At 63.6% G+C, this 20,895-nt stretch carries 19 protein-coding genes; 7 read left to right on the forward strand and 12 right to left on the reverse strand.

Going from position 1 to position 20,895, the window contains the following annotated elements; all coding sequences use genetic code 11:
- Window positions 1–76 precede the first annotated feature (76 nt).
- The 8 genes from Q1V43_RS10830 to ugpC form a co-directional block, all read right to left on the reverse strand.
- Entirely contained in the window at window positions 77–820 is a 744-nt protein-coding gene (locus Q1V43_RS10830) for a 3-oxoacyl-ACP reductase family protein (protein ID WP_300517696.1), read from the reverse strand.
- Window positions 817–1,737 carry an NAD(P)-dependent oxidoreductase gene (locus Q1V43_RS10835; protein ID WP_300517699.1) on the reverse strand — a complete coding sequence of 307 codons (921 nt, stop codon included), beginning with the start codon at window positions 1,735–1,737 and terminating at the stop codon, window positions 817–819. The genes Q1V43_RS10830 and Q1V43_RS10835 overlap by 4 nt, the downstream gene beginning before the upstream one ends.
- Before the next feature lie 33 nt (window positions 1,738–1,770).
- Window positions 1,771–2,103 carry a cupin domain-containing protein gene (locus tag Q1V43_RS10840; RefSeq protein WP_300517701.1) on the reverse strand — a complete coding sequence of 111 codons (333 nt, stop codon included), beginning with the start codon at window positions 2,101–2,103 and terminating at the stop codon, window positions 1,771–1,773.
- A gap of 48 nt (window positions 2,104–2,151) precedes the next feature.
- Entirely contained in the window at window positions 2,152–4,467 is a 2,316-nt protein-coding gene (locus tag Q1V43_RS10845) for a DUF4962 domain-containing protein (protein ID WP_300517728.1), read from the reverse strand.
- A 99-nt stretch (window positions 4,468–4,566) separates the two neighbouring features.
- Window positions 4,567–6,132, reverse strand: coding sequence for an extracellular solute-binding protein (locus tag Q1V43_RS10850; RefSeq protein ID WP_300517703.1), 1,566 nt, complete (start codon window positions 6,130–6,132; stop codon window positions 4,567–4,569).
- Window positions 6,133–6,158: 26 nt separating this feature from the next.
- Window positions 6,159–7,040: a carbohydrate ABC transporter permease gene (locus tag Q1V43_RS10855; protein WP_300517706.1), complete on the reverse strand. Its 882-nt coding sequence runs from the start codon at window positions 7,038–7,040 to the stop codon at window positions 6,159–6,161.
- A gap of 13 nt (window positions 7,041–7,053) precedes the next feature.
- Complete coding sequence (locus Q1V43_RS10860) at window positions 7,054–8,049, reverse strand: ABC transporter permease subunit (RefSeq protein WP_300517709.1); 996 nt, start codon at window positions 8,047–8,049, stop codon at window positions 7,054–7,056.
- Window positions 8,046–9,149 (reverse strand): sn-glycerol-3-phosphate ABC transporter ATP-binding protein UgpC, encoded by a 1,104-nt coding sequence (gene ugpC / locus Q1V43_RS10865; RefSeq protein ID WP_300517711.1) that lies wholly within the window; start codon window positions 9,147–9,149, stop codon window positions 8,046–8,048. The genes Q1V43_RS10860 and ugpC overlap by 4 nt, the downstream gene beginning before the upstream one ends.
- A 217-nt stretch (window positions 9,150–9,366) precedes the next feature.
- Between ugpC and Q1V43_RS10870 the strand changes: the two genes are divergently transcribed.
- The 4 genes from Q1V43_RS10870 to kduD all read left to right on the forward strand — a co-directional run bounded on the left by Q1V43_RS10870 (window position 9,367) and on the right by kduD (window position 13,151).
- The gene (locus Q1V43_RS10870; protein WP_300517713.1) at window positions 9,367–10,077 is read left to right on the forward strand and encodes a GntR family transcriptional regulator; all 711 of its coding nucleotides are present in this window, start codon (window positions 9,367–9,369) and stop codon (window positions 10,075–10,077) included.
- A gap of 79 nt (window positions 10,078–10,156) precedes the next feature.
- The gene (locus tag Q1V43_RS10875) at window positions 10,157–11,518 is read left to right on the forward strand and encodes an MATE family efflux transporter (protein WP_300517715.1); all 1,362 of its coding nucleotides are present in this window, start codon (window positions 10,157–10,159) and stop codon (window positions 11,516–11,518) included.
- Window positions 11,519–11,571: 53 nt separating this feature from the next.
- Window positions 11,572–12,399: a 5-dehydro-4-deoxy-D-glucuronate isomerase gene (kduI, locus tag Q1V43_RS10880; protein WP_300517717.1), complete on the forward strand. Its 828-nt coding sequence runs from the start codon at window positions 11,572–11,574 to the stop codon at window positions 12,397–12,399.
- Window positions 12,396–13,151 (forward strand): 2-dehydro-3-deoxy-D-gluconate 5-dehydrogenase KduD, encoded by a 756-nt coding sequence (kduD, locus tag Q1V43_RS10885; RefSeq protein ID WP_300517719.1) that lies wholly within the window; start codon window positions 12,396–12,398, stop codon window positions 13,149–13,151. The genes kduI and kduD overlap by 4 nt, the downstream gene beginning before the upstream one ends.
- 112 nt (window positions 13,152–13,263) lie before the next feature.
- Here the strand turns inward: kduD and Q1V43_RS10890 are convergent, their stop codons facing one another.
- From Q1V43_RS10890 to Q1V43_RS10905, 4 genes are all read right to left on the reverse strand, one after another.
- A complete protein-coding gene (locus tag Q1V43_RS10890) occupies window positions 13,264–14,817 on the reverse strand; it encodes an ABC transporter substrate-binding protein (RefSeq protein WP_300517721.1) in 1,554 nt (517 codons plus the stop codon).
- A 138-nt stretch (window positions 14,818–14,955) separates the two neighbouring features.
- A complete protein-coding gene (locus Q1V43_RS10895; protein WP_300517722.1) occupies window positions 14,956–15,651 on the reverse strand; it encodes a GntR family transcriptional regulator in 696 nt (231 codons plus the stop codon).
- A gap of 407 nt (window positions 15,652–16,058) precedes the next feature.
- Complete coding sequence (locus tag Q1V43_RS10900) at window positions 16,059–17,027, reverse strand: oligopeptide/dipeptide ABC transporter ATP-binding protein (RefSeq protein ID WP_300517723.1); 969 nt, start codon at window positions 17,025–17,027, stop codon at window positions 16,059–16,061.
- Window positions 17,024–18,058 carry an ABC transporter ATP-binding protein gene (locus Q1V43_RS10905; RefSeq protein WP_300517724.1) on the reverse strand — a complete coding sequence of 345 codons (1,035 nt, stop codon included), beginning with the start codon at window positions 18,056–18,058 and terminating at the stop codon, window positions 17,024–17,026. The genes Q1V43_RS10900 and Q1V43_RS10905 overlap by 4 nt, the downstream gene beginning before the upstream one ends.
- Before the next feature lie 417 nt (window positions 18,059–18,475).
- Here Q1V43_RS10905 and Q1V43_RS10910 point away from each other — a divergent pair, with 417 nt between their 5' ends.
- The 3 genes from Q1V43_RS10910 to Q1V43_RS10920 form a co-directional block, all read left to right on the forward strand.
- Complete coding sequence (locus Q1V43_RS10910) at window positions 18,476–19,450, forward strand: ABC transporter permease (protein ID WP_300517725.1); 975 nt, start codon at window positions 18,476–18,478, stop codon at window positions 19,448–19,450.
- A gap of 10 nt (window positions 19,451–19,460) precedes the next feature.
- Window positions 19,461–20,417: an ABC transporter permease gene (locus tag Q1V43_RS10915; RefSeq protein ID WP_300517726.1), complete on the forward strand. Its 957-nt coding sequence runs from the start codon at window positions 19,461–19,463 to the stop codon at window positions 20,415–20,417.
- Window positions 20,414–20,895 (forward strand): ABC transporter ATP-binding protein (locus Q1V43_RS10920; protein ID WP_300517727.1); only part of this gene is annotated, 482 nt, incomplete at its 3' end. The genes Q1V43_RS10915 and Q1V43_RS10920, both read left to right, overlap by 4 nt.

Genomic DNA, 20,895 nt, shown 5'->3' on the forward strand with positions numbered 1-20,895 from the left:
CAAGCTCGGCCATGCATTCGCCAATCGCCAGAACGCGCATCTCGACATGCCTTCCGTCAGTTTCAGGGTCCGGGTTTCACGAAAACAGCATTCCGCCATTGATGTCGATATTGGCCCCGGTGATGAAGGCGGAATCGTCACGGGCCAGGCACAGGACCAGGTTGGCGGCATCCTCGGGCACGCCCTGGCGTTTGACCGGGGCGGCGGCCTCGAAGCCCTTGCGGGCCGCGTCGGGCGTGTGGATGTTGTGGAAATCGGTGTCGATCATGCCGGGGCAGAGCGCGTTGACCCGGATCGCCGGACCCAGTTCCTTGGCCAGCCCCCGCGTCATCGTCATCACCGCGCCCTTGGAGGTTGCATAGGGTATGGCCCCCGGTCCGCCCCCGTCGCGCCCGGCCTGGCTGGCGATGTTGACGATGGTGCCTGACGTCAGGTGCGGGAGGCAGGCCTTGACCATCAGGAAGGTGCTGGTGAGGTTGAGGTCCATCACCTCACGCCAATGTTCCAGTGACATCTCGGCAATGGTCTTGCGCGCCACGAGGCCGCCGGCATTGTTCACCAGAACGTCGATGCCGCCGAATTTCGAGACGGTCGCGGCGATCAGCCGCTCGACATCCGCAGGATTGTTGAGGTCGCCCTGGATCGCGATGGCCTTGCGACCAAGGGCCGCGACCTGCGCGACGGTTTCCTCGGCCCCGGCGCTGCTGGCAAAGTAGTTGACTGCCACATTGGCCCCTTCCGAGGCCAGCTTGACCGCGACGGCCCGCCCGATATCGCGTCCGCCGCCGGTGACGATCGCGGTTTTTCCGGCCAGTTTCATGCTGTCTTCCTCCCGGCTGCCTCGGCCTGGTCAGGCCCGGTGCCGAGTTTCAGGAAAAAGTCGAATATCTCCGGCACGTTGCCCTCGCCCAGGCCCGCGGCAACCGCCGCCGCGAGGTTGTTCGACGTGCCCTCGGCGATCTCGGCGCGGGTGCCGAGGTCTTCGGCCATCTTCAGGAAATAGCCCAGATCCTTGTTGGCGTTGTTGATCGAGAAGCCGAGGTCGCTGACACCGTCCACGGCGTAGTTCTTGCAAAACACCATGAAGGGCGAATTTGACGGGCCGGTCGACATGATCTCGTAAAGCTGCGCCCGGTCCACGCCCGCGCGGTCTGCGACGGCGAAGGCCTGGGACATGGTGCAGACCGTGGTCATGCCCATGAAGTTGTTGATCAGCTTGGTCGTGTGACCCGCGCCGAGCGCCCCGAGATAAAAGACATTCTCGCCCTGTTCGTCCAGCACCGGCTTGACCTTGTCGAAGGTCGCCTTGTCACCCGCCGCCATGATGTTCAGAAGACCGTCCCTGGCGTGGGCGGGCGTGCGCCCGAGCGGCGCGTCGATCATGCCCGCGCCCTTCGCGGCCAGGTCGGCCCCGATCTTGCGGGTCGAGGCGGGGATGGAGGTGCCAAAGTCGATCACTACCTTGCCCGCGCCGATGCCCGCAAGAATGCCGTCTTCGCCATAGACGAGCCTTTCCACCACATCCGACGTGGTGAGGCAGAGCATCACGATGTCGCTGGCCTGCGCCAAGTCCCGGGCCGAGGCGGCAGCCCGCGCGTTGCCACGGTCGATGACCGCCTTCACTGCGTCCTGGTTGAGGTCCATCACGACAAGCTCGAAGCCGCGCTCTTGCAGGTTCTCCACCATGTTGCCGCCCATGAGGCCGAGGCCGATGAAGCCGATGACAGGTTTGGTCATGCCGTGTTCTCCCTTGGGGTGTGTCTTATCGGTTCACAGGAAATCGTCGCGCCGGGGCGTGAACATATCCAGCAGCGTCCCCGCCTCCAGGCAGGTTGCCCCGTGAACGATGTGTGGTTGCTTGTAGAGCGAGTCTCCGGGGCCGACGACATGGGTCTTGTCGCCGACGGTGAACTCGAACTTGCCGGAAATCACATAGGTGATCTGCTCGTGCGGATGGCTGTGCAGGGCCGCGACCGTGCCTTTCTCGAAATGGACTTCGACGCACATCATGGTGTCGCTGTGGGCGCAGACCTTGCGGGTCAGGCCGCCGCCCGCATCGAAAAGCGCGTTCTCGTCTCCGAGAAAGAGGTTCTTGACTGTCATTCTTGCATCTCCGCGTTCAGAGGTCGGGTTGTGCCCGGTGCGACAGGGTCAGGTCTTGGCCAGTTTCTTCATCACCACGCGGAACGTGTTTTCGTCCGTGTCGGTGAAATAGAGGTCAGCGTCGTAGCCCTGGTCGTCGAGGAAGTGGAAAATCCGCCTGGGCGCGTCCAGCTTGTAGGGCACCAGCAGGGTGGCGATGCGGTGGCGCATGGCGGCGGGGTAGCGCGCGGTCAGGCAGGTGCTGACGGGCAGGCCCTCGTATTCGGACGGATCGACATCGGGAAAGCCTGTCCGCTGCGTGATCTCGGGCGCGCCGACCTCGGACCAGATCACCTGCCCGTAGAAGCCCGCGCGTTCGCCGCTGTAGCGGAACGAGGATTTGCCAAGCTGGAAGGGCGCATTTGCATGCAGCAGCCATTCCACCGTGACGGGCCGGTCGGCATCGACGCTGTCCACGATCACGAAATAGCCGTTCTGCACAAAATAGACCTCGCGCTCGGCCAGCGTCACTTCAGGCGAGAGGCTGCGATAGGCGGGCGTCGCGTCGCCCTTGATATAGACGTGATCCTCATGCTCCTCGGCGGCCAGGATGCGGCCCGTCGCGGCCATCGCCTTGGCCTTGTTCTTGTCGGCATACTGCCCCTTGCCATTGATCAGGATGGCGTTCTTGGATCGGGTCTGCCGCCGCCATTTCTGGTGCATGGTGCTGTTGAAGGCGACGTAATAGCCCGACTGGATCGCCAGATCCTCGCCGAAGGCGGCCATGCAGAACGCGTTCTGGTCGCCGTGGCTGTGGCTGATCGACCCGAAGGGCGAGGACTTGAACACGAACTGCACGTGACTGTCGGGGTCATCCATGGCGTGCTGCACGCCGACCCAGCCGATGCCCTTGAAGTGGCGCAACCCGCCTTCGGGTGCGGTTGCCTCGACCACCGGGAAATCGGTCTGGAACACCATCTCGTCGAAATTCGTGTCCCACCAGCCCCAGTTGTAGAACTCCATCTCGGTGCCGGGGTTGGTGCGCAGGTTTTCCTCGCAATACCACTGATACGCGCCGTTGCCGGTGACGCCCGCGAACTGGCGCATGTTGAGGCCAGTCTTGATGCCCGGCAGATCGCCCTGGGTGCTGTCGTCGCCAAAGGTCGCGCGGCGGGTGTTGGGGGCCTTGCAGAAGAGCGGAAAATCGGCGGTGTTCTGGAGGAACGGGCGTTTGTAGAGGTCGATGCCCGCATAGCTTTTCAGCCGGTTGGCGGCGTCGATCAGATAGGCCATGCCCATCATCCAGTAATTCGTGCCCTCGGCCCAACCGCCATCAGTGTCGCCCCAGGGCGAATAGACGGTGAACAGGAACTCGACGCAGTAATCCAGCCAGTCGCGCGCCTCGTCCTCTTCGCCCAGAAGCGCGATACAGGCGGGCACCAAGGTCAGCGAGACCGAGCGCACCGCGTGGCTGTCATAGGGAAAGAGGTGGATCTTGGCGTTCTTGATGGCGTGATCGGCGATGTCGCGGGTGCGCGCCACGAGGGCCCTGCGCACCACTGCGCGTTCATCCTCGTCCAGGTGATCATAAAGCCAGTCATACCCCCAGGTCAGCGCGTTGGTGACGCGATAGGCCCATTCGTCGGTATAGGCGCGCGAGGTGACGCCCATCGGGTCCCAGCTTGCCGCCTCCAGCAGCCACGCCTTGGCGCGGTCCAGCATCTTTGCGTCTTGCGTCACCTGACCGCCAATGGCGAGGTGGCGGATCGCGTACATCAGCTCCTGCAATTCGATATAGGTCTGCCGCCAGATCGGCGCGACACGCTGGTGATTGGGGTATCCCGCGGGCTCGGCCATGATCTCGCGGTCCATCCAGGGCGCGACGCTCTTGCTCCAGAAGGTGGACCAGGTGCAGTGATCGGGATCGGATTTCACGGCGGCGCGGAACTCGCTCAGGCGGTCTTGCGTCAGCCACAGGCGCGGATGGCTGGGAGGGGCCGCGGCAAACCGGGTGCGCCGCGCGGGCAGGGGTGTCTCGGGCAGACCTTCGGCCAGAGAAAAGCGGCGCGTTCGGCTCCAGGTCGTGATCGGATCGCCGGTGTCGGGATCGCAGACCGCGTAGGACCAGTGGTAATCACCCGGCGCGAAAATACTGTCGGGGGTGAAGAAATTCAGCGGGATGTTGGCGAAGACCTGCGTCTTCTTGGCAGCGAAGGCGGGATCGGTCGAGACGCGCAGCACGTATTGCGCCTCGTCCTCGATCACCGGCAGCCAGGTAAAGCGGGGCGGGTTCTCGGCGATCTCGCTGTCCTCGGTGGGCGCGTAGCTGATCATCAGCCGCGCGGCGTCCGGTTCGTCGAGGATGTGCGGGGTTTTGGTGTTCATGTTCACGTTCGATCTGCCGTTTGTTCTAGAGCTGCGGTCAAGTCCTGTGGTGTCCGGGCGCGGTGCGGGGTGGCCCCGCGCCCGGTCATCGTCTTGGGGTCAGCTGTTCTGACGCGTGTAGGCCGCGTTCATGACCTCGAGCACGTCTTCCAGGCCCATCTCATCCAGGGTTTCGACATAGTCGTCCCAGTCTTCCTGCACGTCGCCCGAGCCCAGAATCCAGGCCTGCTGGCGTTCCAGCATGTAGGTGCGCAGCGACGGCCAGTAGCGGTCGTAGACGGCCTGTTCTTCCTCGTTCAGCGACACGCCCAGGAATTGCGGCACCAAGAGGTCGTTGGCACTGTAGAGCTCGATACCCTCGCGGGCGGCTTGCGAGGTCCACTGCCATTCGTAGCGGTAATCCTGGAAGTAGCCGCGCTGGATCTGCGCGCCCTCGTCATACATCTGACTGTTGACGGCGCGGTCGCTGTTCAGAACGGCATCGGTGAAGACAGGCTCACCGTCGACCATGTTCCAGGTTTCGCCCTCGACACCGAAATTCGCCAGGTTGCGGCCTTCCTCGGTGAACCAGAAATCGAAATACTGGATCGTCTCGACCAGGTGCTCGTTGGAGTAGCTGATCGCCCATCCATCGGGTTTCACGGGGATGCGGCGATGCTCCTCCATCCGGACACCGGCGGCAGAGGCGGGCGGCAGGAACGGAATGAAGTTGAAGCCTTCGACCGTCTCGGCCAACGCCGCGTTGTAGCCCGAGGTAGAGGCGAACCAGTCATGCGTCATGCCGCCCAGGTTCTCCGACAGCAGGTAGTCGCGCGAGGACGAGCCGCGGGTGAAGATCTCGGGGTCGATCAACCCTTCCTCGTACCACTGCGCCACATTGGCCAGCGCATCGCGATAGGCCACCTGCGCATAGGGATGCACGATCTGGCTCTCATCATTGACGTAGAAATCGTGATAGGTGTCCGACCCGGAAGACCGCGCATCCCAAAGCGTCAGCAGGCGGTTCACCTCTTCCCATTGGCGGGCGAAATAGGGGATCTCATCCTGCACGCCATTGCCGTTGGGGTCGTCGTCGCGGAAGGCGACCAGCACGTCATAGAGCTCGTCCACGTTCTGCGGCTGCTCCAGTCCCAGGGCATCCAGCCAGTCCTGGCGAATGAACCAGGCGCGGCCGAACTCGCCATCGGGCAGGTAGGGGATGTAGTAATAGTTGCCGTCATAGGCGGTGATCGCGGCCAGGATTTCGGGGTTCTCGTCCCAGAATGCCTGGATGTTTGGTGCATACTCGGAGACGAGGTCGTTCAGCGGAACGAAGGCGCCTTGCGGGCCGAACTCGTTGACGGGCTGCAAGATCAGGTGGCCGCCGACGATGTCGGGCATGTTGCCCTGGGCCAACAGCAGGTTCATCGCCTCGCCGGAATCGGTGGTGTTGCGGCCCGCGGTCTGGTCGACAAGGTGGATGCCCGTCATCTCGCGCGCGGCCATCTCGACCGGGTAGATCTCAGAGGGCGATCCACCGACGCCATAGCCCTGCGCGCGGGGCCAGTGCATGTGGATGGTCAGTTCCAGCGGCTCTTCGACGATCATGAGATGTCCGTCGGCAAAGGCCGGTGCCGTAAGGGCGGTTGAGGCCAGGATGGCCGAGGCCAAGGTGAGTTTTCGCATAGTGTCCTCCCTGATTGCGAAACGGGTCATTCCTTCACACCGCCGAGCATGATGCCCTTGGTGAAATACTTCTGAAGGAACGGGTAGATGATGATGATCGGGATGATCGAGCAGACGATGATCGCAGCGCTCACGGTCTCGAAGGAATAGGTCGAGGTCAGCAGGGTCGAGGCAAACTCCTCGTCATCGCTGAGCTCCAGGATGACGTGGCGCAGGTAGACCTGAAGCGGGATCTTCTCCTCGTCCTGCAAGAGGACCATGGCCCAGAAAAACCCGTTCCAGCGCGACACGATGCAGAAGAGCGCAACGGTGGCGATGGCCGGTTTGCTGAGCGGCACGAAGACCTTCCACAGCACCTGGAATTCATTGGCCCCGTCCATCCGCGCGGCTTCCTCGAAGCTTTTCGGAATGGCCTCGAAGAAATTGCGCAGCAGGATCAGGTTGAAGCCGTTGACGGCAAAGCCGATCATGATGCCGAAATAGCTGTCCAGGAGGCCCAGATCGCGCATGTTCAGGAAGAACGGGATCAGGCCCGCGTTGAACCACATCGTGAAGGCCACCATGAAGTTCCAGAACCGTCGGCCAAAAAGCTGCGTCCGCGACAGCGCATAGGCGCCGGGGATCAGGAAGGCGAGGCTCATCAGCGTGCCGCCGATCGTGTAGATGAAGGTGTTGCGGTAGGAGATCCAGAACATGCGCTCCGACAGCACCCGCTCATAGGCTTCCAGCGTGAAACCCACGGGCGTCAGGATCACGTTGCCCGCCCGCGCCTCGAAACCGGAGCTCAGCGACAGCGACGCGATATAGATGAACGGGTAGAGGGCCGAGAGGGCGAAGAGGCCGATCAGAACCATGTTCAGGATCACAAAGGCCCGGTCGCCGCGCGAATAGAGGTTCATGTTGATCATTGTCCGGTCCCCCTCACCAGAGGCTCGTGCGCGAGTAGCGCTTCGAGATCGTGTTGGCCGTGATCACCAGGACGAAGGCGACAACCGCGTTGAACAGGCCGGCGGCGGCGGCAAGGTCGTATTGACCGCCCTGGATGCCCTGCCGGTAGATGAAGGTGTTGACCACATCCGCCGTCGCGTAGGTGGCGGGCTGGTAGAGCAGGATGATCATCTCGAACGACACTTCGAGGATGTTTCCGATGCGGATGATCAACATGATGATGATCGTCGGCAGGATCGACGGAATGGTGATCTTCCACATCATCTGCCAGCGGCTGGCCCCATCGACCACGGCGCTTTCATAGAGCGTGGGCGAGACACCGGCGATGGCGGCCAGGTAGACGATCGACTGGAACCCGGCCTCCTGCCAGATGCCCGTGCCGATGAAGATGGGCCTGAACCATTCCGGTCGGGTCAGGAAATAGACCGGATCGAAGCCGAACCACCCGATGACCGTGTTCACGATGCCCGCCGAGGGCGAGTAGGCCGTTATGACAATGCCCGCGATGATCACCGACGAGATGAAATGCGGCAGGTAGACGATGGTCTGCGTGGCCTTCTTGAAGCCCTGGTTCAGCACCTCGTTGAACATCAGCGCCAGCAGGATCGGCACCGGAAACCCGATGATCAGACTGTAGACGCTGATGATCAGCGTGTTGCGGATGGCGCGGATGAACTGGTCGTTGTTGAACAGGGTCTCGAAATGCTCGAACCCGATCCAGGGGCTGTCCGCGATGCCGCGGAAAACCGAGTAATCCTTGAACGCGATCTGCAGGCCATACATCGGCTTGTAGAGGAACAGCAGCAGCCAGATGATCGTGGGCAGGAGCAGCAGGTAGATCTGCCATTCCCGGCGCAGGTGGTCGCCGACACGCTGGATGCGACCGGCCTTTCGGTCGCGCTGTGCCTCGCGTGCCTCGATGACAAGCTCTTCGGTGCGGGCGCCGCTGATTTCGGGGTCGATACTCATGCCGCGGTCACCTGACCGGCCAGCGCGCGACCGGTTTCGCTGTCGAAGACGCGGATAAGGTGCGGCGGCACGGTGAAGCCGCTGACATGGTCCAGCTTGGCCATCTGGCCGACCGTGTCGGTTCGGATCACGAAGGGTTTGCCTGCCAGCGATGCGTGGATCAGTGCCTCGGAACCGAGTGTCTCGACCAGGTCGATGTCGATCCCGACGCGCCCCGCGACACTGTCATCGGCGATTTCCGCGAACTCGGGACGGATGCCGACCGTGACATGTCGGCCAACCGCGTTTTGCAGCGAGTCGATCTTGGGCAGGGCGATCCTGTGGCCCTGGAACTGCGCGGCGGGCTGACCTTCGCCCGCGACGATCTCGGCCTGGACCATGTTCATCGGCGGCGCGCCCAGAAACTCGGCCACGAACATGTTGGCGGGGTTCAAGAACAGCTCCATCGGGGTGCCGATCTGTTCGATCCGCCCGTCATTCATCACGACGATGCGGTCGGCCAGCGTCATCGCCTCGACCTGATCATGCGTGACATAGACGCTGGTCACACCCAGGCGGTTATGCAGCCGCTTGATCTCGGCGCGCATCTGGGTGCGCAGCTTGGCGTCGAGGTTGGAGAGCGGCTCGTCGAACAGGAAGACCTTGGGGCGGCGCACGATGGCGCGGCCCATTGCGACGCGCTGGCGCTGACCGCCGGACAGGTCGGCCGGGCGGCGGTCGAGATACTCGGTCAGGCCCAGGATGCCCGCGACCTCTTCGACCGAGGCAGCGATCCTGTCCTTCGGCTCCTTGCGGATGCGCAGGCCGAAGGCGATGTTCTCCGAGACGTTCAGATGCGGGTAGAGCGCGTAGTTCTGGAACACCATGGCCACGTCGCGATCCTTGGGGGCCACGCGGTTCACCAGGCGCCCGTCGATCTTCAGCTCGCCGTCGGTGATTTCCTCAAGCCCCGCGATCATGCGCAGGGTCGTCGACTTGCCGCAGCCCGAGGGGCCGACGAGGACGACGAATTCCTTCTCCTGAACCTCCAGGTCGATGCCGTGAACAACCTGCACCGCGCCATATGCCTTCACGATGCCATCGAGACTTACACCGGACATGTCGCCCTCCCTCCCCTGAGTGCGCCGCGGATCGGCGGCATGACGGTCGGAGCGGATGATTCGCCCCTGATTTCGAACTGGTATACTAGTAATTGTTCTGGTATACTAGTCTAAATCGGTGTAGGAAGAGGCAGCCGCCCGCAAATGCCAGACCCGAAAACCTTGGTTGTTTGGACTTTGGCAGGGCAATTCCGGGCGCATTTGGCCCCGGCGAAGAGTGAACGGAGAAGAATCGATGGTGCAGATCGCACAGAACGGTGAACGGCGAACCAGCGTCGACGATGTCTTTGACTATCTCTATGACGAGATCCTGTCGCTGCGCCTGCGTCCGGGCGACAAGATCTCCGAGGCCGAGGTCGCCACCATGTTCGGTGTCTCACGCCAGCCCGTGCGCGATGCGTTCAGTCGGCTGGCCAATCTGGACCTGCTGCTGATCCGCCCGCAGCGGGCAACCGAGGTCAAGCGCTTCTCGATGCGCGAGATCACCAAGTCGCGCTTCGTTCGATCCGCGGTCGAGCGCGAGGTCCTGCGGCGCGCGGCACTCTATTGCGATGCCGAAGGCGCCGCGCTGCTGGATGCGGCCCTGGTCGCGCAGGAAAAAGCGGTCGAGGAGGGCGATGTCGATGGGTTCGGCGCGCTGGACTACGAATTTCACCGCACGCTCTGCGTGATCGCGCGGGCCGATTTCGCCTTTGACGTGATCATGGCGGAAAAGTCCAAGGTTGACCGGCTCTGCATGCTCGGCCTGTCCAAGGAATACCGGATGCCCGCGCTGGTCGAGGATCACCGTACCATTGCCGAGGCCGTGAAACGCCATGACGCGGAGGCCGCCATCGAGGTCGGAACGCTGCACCTGTCGCGGCTGGATGAAACCATCGAGCGGGTCGCCAAGACCAATGCCACCTACATCGAGCCGGACGACCTCTGACGCCGCCCGGTCGGGTCCGACAGATGCGGCGACCCGGCCCAAATGGAAACACGCCGCCCCGATGCCTTCCGATACACCCTTGACCACGTCCGCCCCGATCGCGGGCCCGACCGCCGGCCACGTCTTCGCGCTGGCCTGGCCGATGACGCTGAAGGCCATTATCCTGCACGGCACCGTCGTCATCGACGCCTACCTGGTCTCGGCCCTGGGCGAGACGCCGCTTGCCGCCATGGGACTGGCAGCGGCGATTGCCGGGTTCGTCCTGGGCGCAATCCTGGCCTTTTCCAACGCGATGCAGATCCGCACCGCGCAGGCCTATGGCACAGGCGACGCGGTGTTTCTGAAATCCACCCTGGCCTCGGGCCTTGCGGTCAGTCTGGCGGTGGGCTGTTTCGGGCTGGCGGTGATCACCCTCTTCGGGGCACCCCTGATCGGCTGGATGGCCCCAAACGCAGAGGTCGCGGGCCTCGCGGGCGACTATCTTGCCGTGTTTTCCCTCGTGATCCTGGGCTCGGCCATCGCCATCTGTCTGACCAGCTATTTCAACGGCTGCGGCCGAACGCGGGTGCCGCTGATCAGCTATGGTCTGGCCCTGCCGGTGAACGTCCTGTGCAGCGTCGTGCTGATCCATGGCTATTGGGGGTTGCCCGCGATGGGCGTGACCGGCGCGGCCCTGGGCAGTGCCGTCGCCAGCGCCGTGCAGGTGGTCTACCTGGTCGCCTGCCTGCGGCGCCATGACGGGTATCTGCGCCACGTGCCGGGATGGCGGCAGGGCCGCTTTATCCCCACGCTGAAGCGCTATGTGGCGTTCTCGCTGCCCATCGCCGCCACCTTCGTCAGCGCGACCTTCGCCACCCATGTCTGCACCCTGATCTACGCGCGGCTGGAGCTGAACGAGTTCGCCGCCATGACGCTGATCGCGCCGTGGATCATGGTGACGGGAACCATAGGGATGCAATGGGCGCAGGCGACGGGGATCATCGTCGCCCAACTGCTCGGCCAACGCCGGGACGAGGCCGTGCTGGACCGGTTCCTGAGCAGCGCCTGGCGCGGGGCCTTCATCGCCGCGGGGGCAGTTGCGGCGCTGTTGCTGGCGGTCAGCCTGTCGGCGAATACCCTCTATTCCGACCTGGCCCCGCAAACCCGCGCCATTCTTCTGTCCTTCCTGCCGGTCCTGGTCCTTCTGCCGTTCCCCAAGGGCTCGAACGCGATCTGCGGCAACACGCTGCGCGCGGCCGGCGACACCATCTACGTGATGCACATCTTCGTCTGGTCGCAATGGCTGTTCCGGGTTCCGGCGACGGCGCTGGCGGTGCTCTATCTCGATGTCGGCGCGGTCTGGGTGCTGTCGCTGCTGCTGGCCGAGGAGCTTCTGAAATTCCCCGTGTTCCACCGAAGGCTCTACCGGGGCCAGTGGAAGCGGGCGGAGATCGCATCGTGACGCGCGGGATGCGCGGGCGGTGCCAAGGATGAAACCGAAACCGGGAGGATAGAATGCTCAAGACCCAACTCCGGCGCGCGATTGATCCGCGCCACGCCAAGACCATGGATACCGGCGCGCTCAGGGACGAATTCCTGATAGACAACCTGTTCCAACCCGATTGCGTGACACTGACCTATTCGCAGTATGACCGCATGATCGTCGGCGGCGCGATGCCGAAAAGCGGGCCGTTGACCATCGACGCGGTCAAGGAAGCGGGGTCGCCCTCCTGGCTGGACCGGCGTGAGGCGGTGCTGGTGAACCTGGGCGATGCGGGCAAGGTCGAGGCGGGCGGCGAGAGCTACGATCTGGGCCGCTGCGACATGCTCTATCTCGGGATGGGCAGCGGCGCGGTCACCATTTCGGGGCGTGAGGCACGGTTCTACATCATCTCGGCCCCCGCGCATCGCGCCATCCCCGCGCGGCTTGTCACCATAAAGGACGCCGCGCAGGTTCCGCTTGGCGGGCGCGACACCTCGAATGAACGCATCATCTACCAGGTCGTCCACCCGGCAGTGATGGACAGCTGCCAAATCGTGATGGGCATGACCCGGCTGGGAACGGGATCGGTCTGGAACACTATGCCCGCACATAAGCATGAGCGGCGGTCCGAGGCCTATCTCTACCTCGATCTGGAAGGCGACAATACCGTTGTCCACCTGATGGGTCAGCCAGACGAGACCCGTCACATGATCTTGCGCAACGAACAGGCGGTGCTGTCGCCGCCCTGGTCGATCCATTGCGGGGCGGGCACCTCGTCCTACAGCTTCATCTGGGCCATGGCGGGGGACAATGTGGATTACACCGATGTCGACATGATCGCGATGGAGGACCTTCGATGAGCCCCTTCTACCTCGATGCCGCGCGCGCCTTTGTCACCGGCGCGAATACGGGGATCGGCCAGGCCATCGCCGTCGACCTTGCGCGCCACGGCTGCCACGTGGTGGCGGTCGGACGCTCGGGCATGGACGAAACCCTGGCCGCGGTCCGGGCCGAGGGCGGTCACGCGGATGCGCTGAGGGCCGATCTGGGCACCGTCACGGGCGCGACCGAGGCCTTCGCCGAGGCGCAGGAGCGCTTCGGGCCGATCAACATCCTGGTCAACAACGCCGGGATCATCCGCCGCGCCGACAGTATCGACTTCACCGAAGAAGACTGGGATGAGGTGATGGATATCAATCTGAAGGTCGTGTTCTTCCTGTCGCAGGCCTTCGCCAAGGCGCGGCTGGCGGCGGGCAGGGGCGGCAGCATCATCAACATCGCCTCGCTGCTGTCTTTTCAGGGCGGCATCCGCATCCCGTCCTATACCGCTTCGAAAAGCGGTGTGGCCGGTCTGACCAAGACGCTATCGAACGAGTGGTCGGCCTCAGGCGTCCGGGTGAACGCCGTCGCGCCCGGCTATGTCGCCACCAACAATACCGATGCCCTGCGCGCCGATCCGGTGCGCAACCAGGCGATCCTTGACCGTATTCCCATCGGGCGCTGGGCCGAGCCTGCTGATATTGCGGGGGCCGTCACCTTCCTGGCGTCAGAGGCGTCCGGCTACATCACCGGGATCACCTTGCCGGTGGATGGCGGCTGGCTGGGACGGTAGCGGCACCCGCCAAAAAAAACCCGCCGAAAGGGGCGGGGAGAGGGAAGGCCGGAGGTGCCGGACCCGAAGATCCGGCACCCCGCCAGCCGCAAGCGACAGGGAGAGAACCTGTTCAGTTCAGGGTCGCATCGAAGAGATAGACCTTTTCATCCGGGCGCGGCTCCCAGTCGATGCGGTTGCTGACGCCGTAGAAATCCGGCTGGAAGTAGAGGTGCAGCCAGGGGCCGTCATCGTAGAAGACCTGCAGCATCTCGTTCACGATCTCGCGGGTTTCCTCTTCGCTTTCCGCAGCCGCGATGTCAGCCCAACGGTCGAACCAGCGGGGGTCGTCCCAGTGGGTGTAGTTGGTGCCGGCATCGACGGTGGAGAGGTCCGTCATGTCGTAGAGCGGGCTCCAGAGCGCGCCGCCCGATCCGATGAAGTAGAGCGGACCTGCGTTGCGTTCGCGGATGATCGGGATGTAGACGCTGGACCATTCCATGATCTGCAGATCGACATCCAGCCCCACGTCTTCCAGGTACTGGGTGATCGCCTGCACGACGTTGGCATCGTTCAGGTAACGGCCCTGACCGGCCTGGAAGGCGATCGAGAAGCGGATGCCGTCATCGCCACGCGGCCAGCCGGCCTCGTCCAGAAGGCGCTCGGCCTCTGCGGGGTCATAGGGGTAGGGCTCCAGATCCGGATGCGCGTTCTGCGGGTTCACGATGCCGGTCATCCGCTCGCACTCGAAGTTCAGAAGCTGGCGGCAGATGGCGGGCACGTTGACCGCATATTGCAGGGCGCGGCGCACAGCCGGATCCTGGATCGCGTCGCCACCGGGCTCCTGCGCCATTGAATCGCTGAGGTTGAAGCCGACATACATACGCCGCGTGCCCTGGATCGGGTTCACTTCGGCATTGCCGGAGGCGTTGATCACGTCCATCTGGTCGGGCGCGACATTGGTGATGATGTCGACATTGCCCGCCATCAGCTCGGCGGCGCGGGTCGAGGCTTCGGGAATGATGCGCCAGATGATGTTCTGAAAGCCCACATCGGCGCCTTCGACGGCTTCCAGCACGACCTCGGAACCGGGACGCCAATCGACCAGACGATAGGGGCCGGAGCCGATCGGATTGCGCGATGCCTCGTCCAGGGTCATCTCTTCATAGCTGTCCATGCAGTGGATGAAGACCTCGGCGATCAGGCCGAAGGCGATCGGGTTGCGGGCGCCCAGGTTGATCTGCACGCGCTGTTCGTCCAGCGCCTCGGCGCCCTGGAAGTCGATCGAGCTGAAGATGAAGCCCGGCGTGTTGCCGGTGAAGGCGTTTTCCGGATCCGCGGCGCGGTTGAAGGAATAGGCCGCATCCTCTGCGGTCAGCGGCTCGCCGTCCTGGCAGGTCAGCCCCTCGTTGAGGGTGTAGACATAGGCCAGGCCATCGTCCGAAATCTCCAGATTGTTGGCCAGGTCGGGTGTGGCGACGCCGTCACCGCCCATGGAATAGAGCGTCCCGAAGATGTGGCGCGCGATGTTGGAGTTGTCGCGCGACGAGATCGCGGCCGGGTCGAGGGTGTTGATATCGGCGCTCAGGCCCACGACGATGGTATCGTCGGAGGGCTGCGCAAAGGCCCCCGTTGTCAGCGCGAGGCTGGCAGCGCCGGCTGCAAGCAAGTGGTTCAGTCTTGGCATTGGCTATCCTTTCACCTGTTGGATGGTCGTCGGAGGACGGATCGGTCGGTCTTTTTGCAGTATTCTCAATCAGTCCGGTTTCGTCGGGGCCGAGATCATCCAGGGCGGTGCGAGGCACCTTGTGTCAGAGCTCGGCGGTCACTGGGAATCCACGATGGTGGCCGGATCGAATGCGGCCAGGATACGGGTATGGTCGGAAATGAGCTTGATCGCGCGCTCGGCGTCGCCATCGGCGATGGCCTGCACGATGGGCGGGTGGTTGCCCGCGACCTCGCTCAGGTTGCGTTCGTCACGGTTGCGCAGCGCCATGATCTGGTGAATGCGCAGGTAGAGGTTCTTCCACGACGACATCAGCAGGTCGTGATCGGCCAGCCGGATCAGCGAATGGTGAAAGGCTTCGTCGGCCGCCACCAGGGCCTCGAAATTGTCGGCCTCGGCGGCGGCCGTCATTTCGGCGCAATGGGCATAGAGCGCATCGAGCGGCGCGCCGTTTTCCAGGATTCGGCGCACGGCCATCACCTCGAACACCTCGCGCAGGGAATAGGTCTCGGCCACCTCGCGGGCGGTCAGCGGCTTCACCCGCTTGCCCTTGTAGGCGATGGTTTCCACCAGCCCGTCATTTTCCAGGATCTGGATCGCCTCGCGAATCGGGGCGCGGCTGACATTCATTTGCTCGGCCAGGGCGGTTTCCACCAGGCCGGTGCCGGGCCTCAGCTTGCCACTGAGAATGGCGTTGCGCAGCCGGTCGGCGACCTGGACGCGCAGGGGGACGTTTTCAATCGGCGCGATATCGTCCGGCATCGGTCCGGTCAGGGCCGGTTTTGCGGGGGTCATGGGTGGGCTCCTCCAGAACATTCAAGAATTTCCCGGCGGGCGCTCGGCCCGGCTGGAAGGTGGCGATATTTAACGGAGGAGGTCAGGGATGTGGCAACTGCAATCAACAGGTCAGAGGTCGATTGGATACAACCCGTGGCATTTGCCGCAGGGGGTTCCGTAGACCGTGCTGTTGTGTAATGTCGACAATCCATAAGTGGACAATGCGGCACGAGTTTGAACCTTGTCAAGCATTCATGCGCAGGTTTCGGCATGATACGTTCGCAGCGCACGGGAATCGGGCGGGACAGTCAGCGCGTGAGGCCCGAATACGCAAGAAGAACGCATCCATCGCCGCAACCGGCTCGTAGGCTGGGGAGGCAACCTTGGGGGCCGGTCCCGGCGATGGATGGCAGGGGCGAACCCCCTTAGGTGGTGTGGATGCAGGCGCTGGTATGGCCTTCGCCCACCGGCTTCAGTTCGGGCACGACCTTGGCGCATTCCGGCGTCGCCAGCGGGCAGCGGGTACGAAAGACGCAGCCCGAGGGCGGGTTGATCGGGCTGGGGATGTCGCCCTTCAGCGCCACACGCTCGCGCCGTTTGCCCGGTTCGGGGATCGGCACCGCGGACAGCAGCGCCTTGGTATAGGGGTGATTGGGCCGGGCATAGAGATCGGCGGCAGAGGCAATCTCCATCACGCGGCCCAGATACATCACGATGACCCGGTCGCAGATATGTTCGACCACGCCCAGATCATGCGCGATGAACAGCATGGTGAGGTCGAGATCGTTCTTGAGATCCTCCAGCAGGTTGATCACCTGGGCCTGGATTGACACGTCGAGCGCCGAGACCGGTTCGTCGGCGACGATGAATTGCGGCTCGACCGCCAGGGCGCGGGCGATGCCGATACGTTGCCGCTGGCCGCCCGAGAACTCATGCGGGAAGCGGTCCAGGTGATCGCGTGCCAGGCCGACCTTCTCCAGAAGTGCCGCGGCGCGGTCTTCGTGTTCGGACGCGGACCCGATCTTGTGCAGGCGCAGCGGGTGGGTCAGGATCTCGCGGATTTTCTCGCGCGGGTTCAGGCTGGCGTATGGGTCCTGAAAGATGATCTGCATCTTCTTGCGATAGGCCCGCATCTGCGACGTGCCGAGGCCCATCACGTCGGTGCCGCCGAAACGCACCGCGCCGGACGTCGCCTGTTCGAGCCTCAATATGGTGCGCCCTACCGTGGTCTTGCCCGAGCCGCTTTCGCCGACCAGGCCCACGACCTCGCCGGGATTGATGTCGAAGCTGATCCCGTCGACCGCCTTGACGTTGTTGACGACCCTTCGCAATACGCCGCCATGGATCGGGAAATACTTCTGCAGGTTGTCGACCTGGAGGAGGGGGGCCGTCATGAGGCTTGCCTTTCGTTCAGGGACAGCTCGCGCCAGCGGACGCAGCGGATCATGTGGCCGTCGCTGGCCTCTTCCAGGTCAGGCAGGGCCGCCTTGCAGATATCCTGCACATAGGCGCAGCGCGGATGGAACCGGCAGCCCCTGGGCAGGTTGGTCAGGGCGGGCACGGTGCCGGGAATCGCTTCCAGCCGTTTCTTGTTGATCGAGGAGCCGAGCCGCGGGATCGAGTTCATCAGACCGGCGGTGTAGGGCATCCGCGGGTTGCGGAAGATATCCTCGACGCTGGCGGTCTCCACGACCTGGCCGCCATACATCACCACGACCCGGTCGGCGACTTCCGCCACCACGCCGAGGTCATGGGTGATGAAGATGATCGCCATGCCGAGCTTCTTCTGCAGGTCCTGCATCAGCTCCAGCATCTGCGCCTGGATGGTGACGTCCAGCGCCGTAGTCGGCTCGTCCGCGATCAGGATGCGGGGTTCGCAGGCCAGCGCCATCGCGATCATGGCGCGCTGGCGCATCCCGCCCGACATCTCGTGCGGGTAATTGTCGACCCGGCGTTTCGGCTCGGGGATGCCGACCACCTCCAGCATTTCGATGGCGCGGGCGCGGGCGCGGGATTTCGACAGTTTCTGGTGCCGGATGACCATCTCGGCGATCTGCTGGCCGATGGTGTGGACCGGGTTCAGGCTGGTCATCGGTTCCTGGAAGATCATCCCGATCTCACGCCCGCGAATATCACGCATTTCTGCATCGCTGAGCGTGGTGATCTCGCGGCCCTGCAACTTGATGCTGCCCGCCGAGACACGGCCCACATCCTTGGGCAAAAGGCCCATGATCGACAGGCTGGTCACGGATTTGCCGGACCCGCTTTCGCCGACAATGGCCAGCGTCTCGCCGGGATGAACCCGGAAGCTGACGCCATCGACGGCCTGGATCGACAGTTTCTTGGTCAGGTCGAAGGTGGTCTGCAGGTTGCGCACCTCCAGAAGCGGCGCCCCGGTGGACGACTCGGGGGTGTCACGCGGCATGGCCCAAAGCCCCCTCGTGCGATGCCCCGACGCCTGGCCGACCCCGGCAGACCCGTGACCGGGTCCGTGCAAGCTCTGCTGTCTTCTTGATCATAGGTGCCCCTTGGTCCACCGGATCCGGGCCGTCGCGAAAAACGCGCCCGACCCGATCCGTTTCGCGATTTGCGAGCTTGACGCATCCGAGCCCGCGTGATTTGGTTGTCATACTGTCGACAATCTAATTTCTACTTTGGGAGAACATCGAATTGATTGTCAAGCATCCCAGGGCGATGTCGACGCGAAAACATGAGGGACGGCCAATGTTCGGAAACGCCATGCGCGCATCCACTAATCCAAAGGGCGGCTTGCGGCACCGGGGATACCGGAACCGGGCCAGGTCTGCCGCAGCAATGACAGTTCGGTAAAGGGCACCGCAGCATGTGGACATTCCTGGCAAGACGCCTTCTGCAAAGCATCATCGTGTTGATCGGCGTGACGCTGATCAGCTTCATTTCCCTACAGATGGGCGGCGACCCGACCTTCCTTTTCGTCTCGGAAAACGCCAGCGTCGAGGAGATCGCCCGCGCCCGCGAGGCGCTCGGCTTCGACCGACCCCTGCATGTGCAGTATCTCAGCTATGTCTGGAACGCGCTGCAAGGCGATTTCGGCAATTCGCTGAGCTATCGGCAGCCCGCGATGGACGTGGTTCTGCAAGCCATGCCCGCCACGATCGAGCTGACCTTCTTCTCGCTGCTGCTGGCGATCGGCCTGTCGATTCCGCTTGGCATCTATGCGGCCCTGAAGCGCGGCAAGCCCGCCGATGGTGGCATCATGACCTTCGCGATGCTTGGCCAGTCGATCCCGAATTTCTGGATGGGAATCATGATGATCCTGTTCTTCGGACTCTACCTGCGCTGGTTCCCGATCTCGGGCAATGTCCCGTTCCTGGAACCGCTGTTCGAGGGGGATTTCTCGACCGCATTCTCCAACCTGCCGCGCTCGCTCTATTACATGATCATGCCCGCCATCGCGGTCGGCACCTACACGCTGGCGCGCAATGCGCGATTGATCCGGTCCTCGATGCTGGAGGTGCTGCAGCAGGATTACGTCCGCACCGCGCGCTCCAAGGGGATCTCGGAACGCCGCGTGGTGATCCATCACGCGATGCGCAACGCGTGGCTGCCGGTCGTCACCATGATCGGGCTGGAGTTCGGCTTTCTCCTGGGCGGTGTCGTGGTGGTGGAGACCGTGTTCTCCTATCCCGGCATCGGACGTCTGGTGTTCAACGCGATCAACCAGCGTGACATTCCGGTGGTGCAGGCCTCGGTGATCCTGCTGGCCGTCATCTTCATTCTTCTCAACCTCATCGTCGATCTGATCTACGCGCGCCTCGACCCGCGCGTGAAACTCTAGGGAGCGCGACATGGCCGCTACTTCACCCGCCCCGAGCAGCGCCGACACCCAGGCCGTTTCCGGCATGGCAACGTCCTACCGCCGCAAGGAACTGCGCCGCGCCTTCCAGAGCATGCTGACCAGCCGATGGGCGCTGGTGGGGATGCTGATCCTGCTTGTCGTGACCTTCGTGGCCATCTTCGGGCCCTGGCTGGCGCCGTTCGACCCGAATCGGCAGAACATCATGATGCGGTTGCTGGAACCCGGCGAGGCCGGGGCAGGCAGCCTGACCTATTGGCTCGGCTCCGACCAGTTGGGCCGGGACGTGCTGTCGCGGCTGCTCTACGGGGCGCGCGTGTCATTGCTTGTGGGTGTCGCGGCGATTGCCGTCGGTGGCACATTGGGCACCATCGCGGGGCTGGTCTCGGGCTATTTCGGTGGCTGGATCGACGATGTGCTCATGCGGCTTGGCGATATCCAGCTGGCCTTTCCCTTCATCCTGCTGGCGATCATGTTCCTGGTCGTGCTGGGGCCGGGGCTGGTCAACATCATCCTGGTCCTCGGCATCGGTCAATGGATCACCTATGCGCGGATCGTGCGGGCGCAAACACTCAGCTTGCGCGAAAAGGAATATGTCGAGGCCGCCCGCGCAATGGGCGACAGCACGTTCTCGATCCTCTTCCGCACCATCCTGCCCAACATCATCGCGCCGCTGACCGTGATCGCGTCATTCAACGTGGCGGGGGTGATCCTGTCCGAGGCGGCGCTGTCCTTCCTCGGCCTCGGCGTGCCGCCGGATGTGCCGACATGGGGCAGCATGCTGTCGGAAAGCCGCGATCACCTGTTGTCGAACAAGTGGTGGATGGCGGTGTTCCCCGGCCTGGCCATCCTGCTGACGGTCATGTCGTTCAACTTCCTGGGAGACGGACTGCGTGACGCCCTCGATCCGCAGCAGCGGTCGGTCATCGAATCGCGGGGCACGAAATGAGCGAGCGTGTACTGGACGTCCAGGATCTCCGGATCGAGTTCGGCACCCGCACCGGCACCGCCCACGTGGTCAACGGGATCTCCTATCACATCGACCGGGGTGAGACGTTGGCGATCGTCGGGGAGTCCGGATCCGGCAAATCGGTGTCCGCGCTGGCGTTGCTCCAGCTCCTCCCCACACCCCCCGCTCGAGTGTCAGGGACGGCGACCTTCGGTGCCGCCGATCTCCTGTCGCTGTCCGACCGGGAGATACGTCGGGTGCGCGGCAATCAGATCGCCATGATCTTTCAGGATCCGATGACGTCGCTGAACCCGGTGCGAACCGTCGGCACCCAACTGATCGAGCCGATCGAGCTGCACATGGGCCTCACAGGCAAGGCGGCACGAGAACGCGCCGTCGACCTCCTCGCCACCGTCGGCATCCCGTCACCGGAACGCCGGATCGACGACTACCCGCACCAGTTCTCCGGCGGCATGCG

It is taken from the genome of Aliiroseovarius sp. (genome assembly GCF_030148435.1).
Classification (GTDB): domain Bacteria; phylum Pseudomonadota; class Alphaproteobacteria; order Rhodobacterales; family Rhodobacteraceae; genus JASBTN01.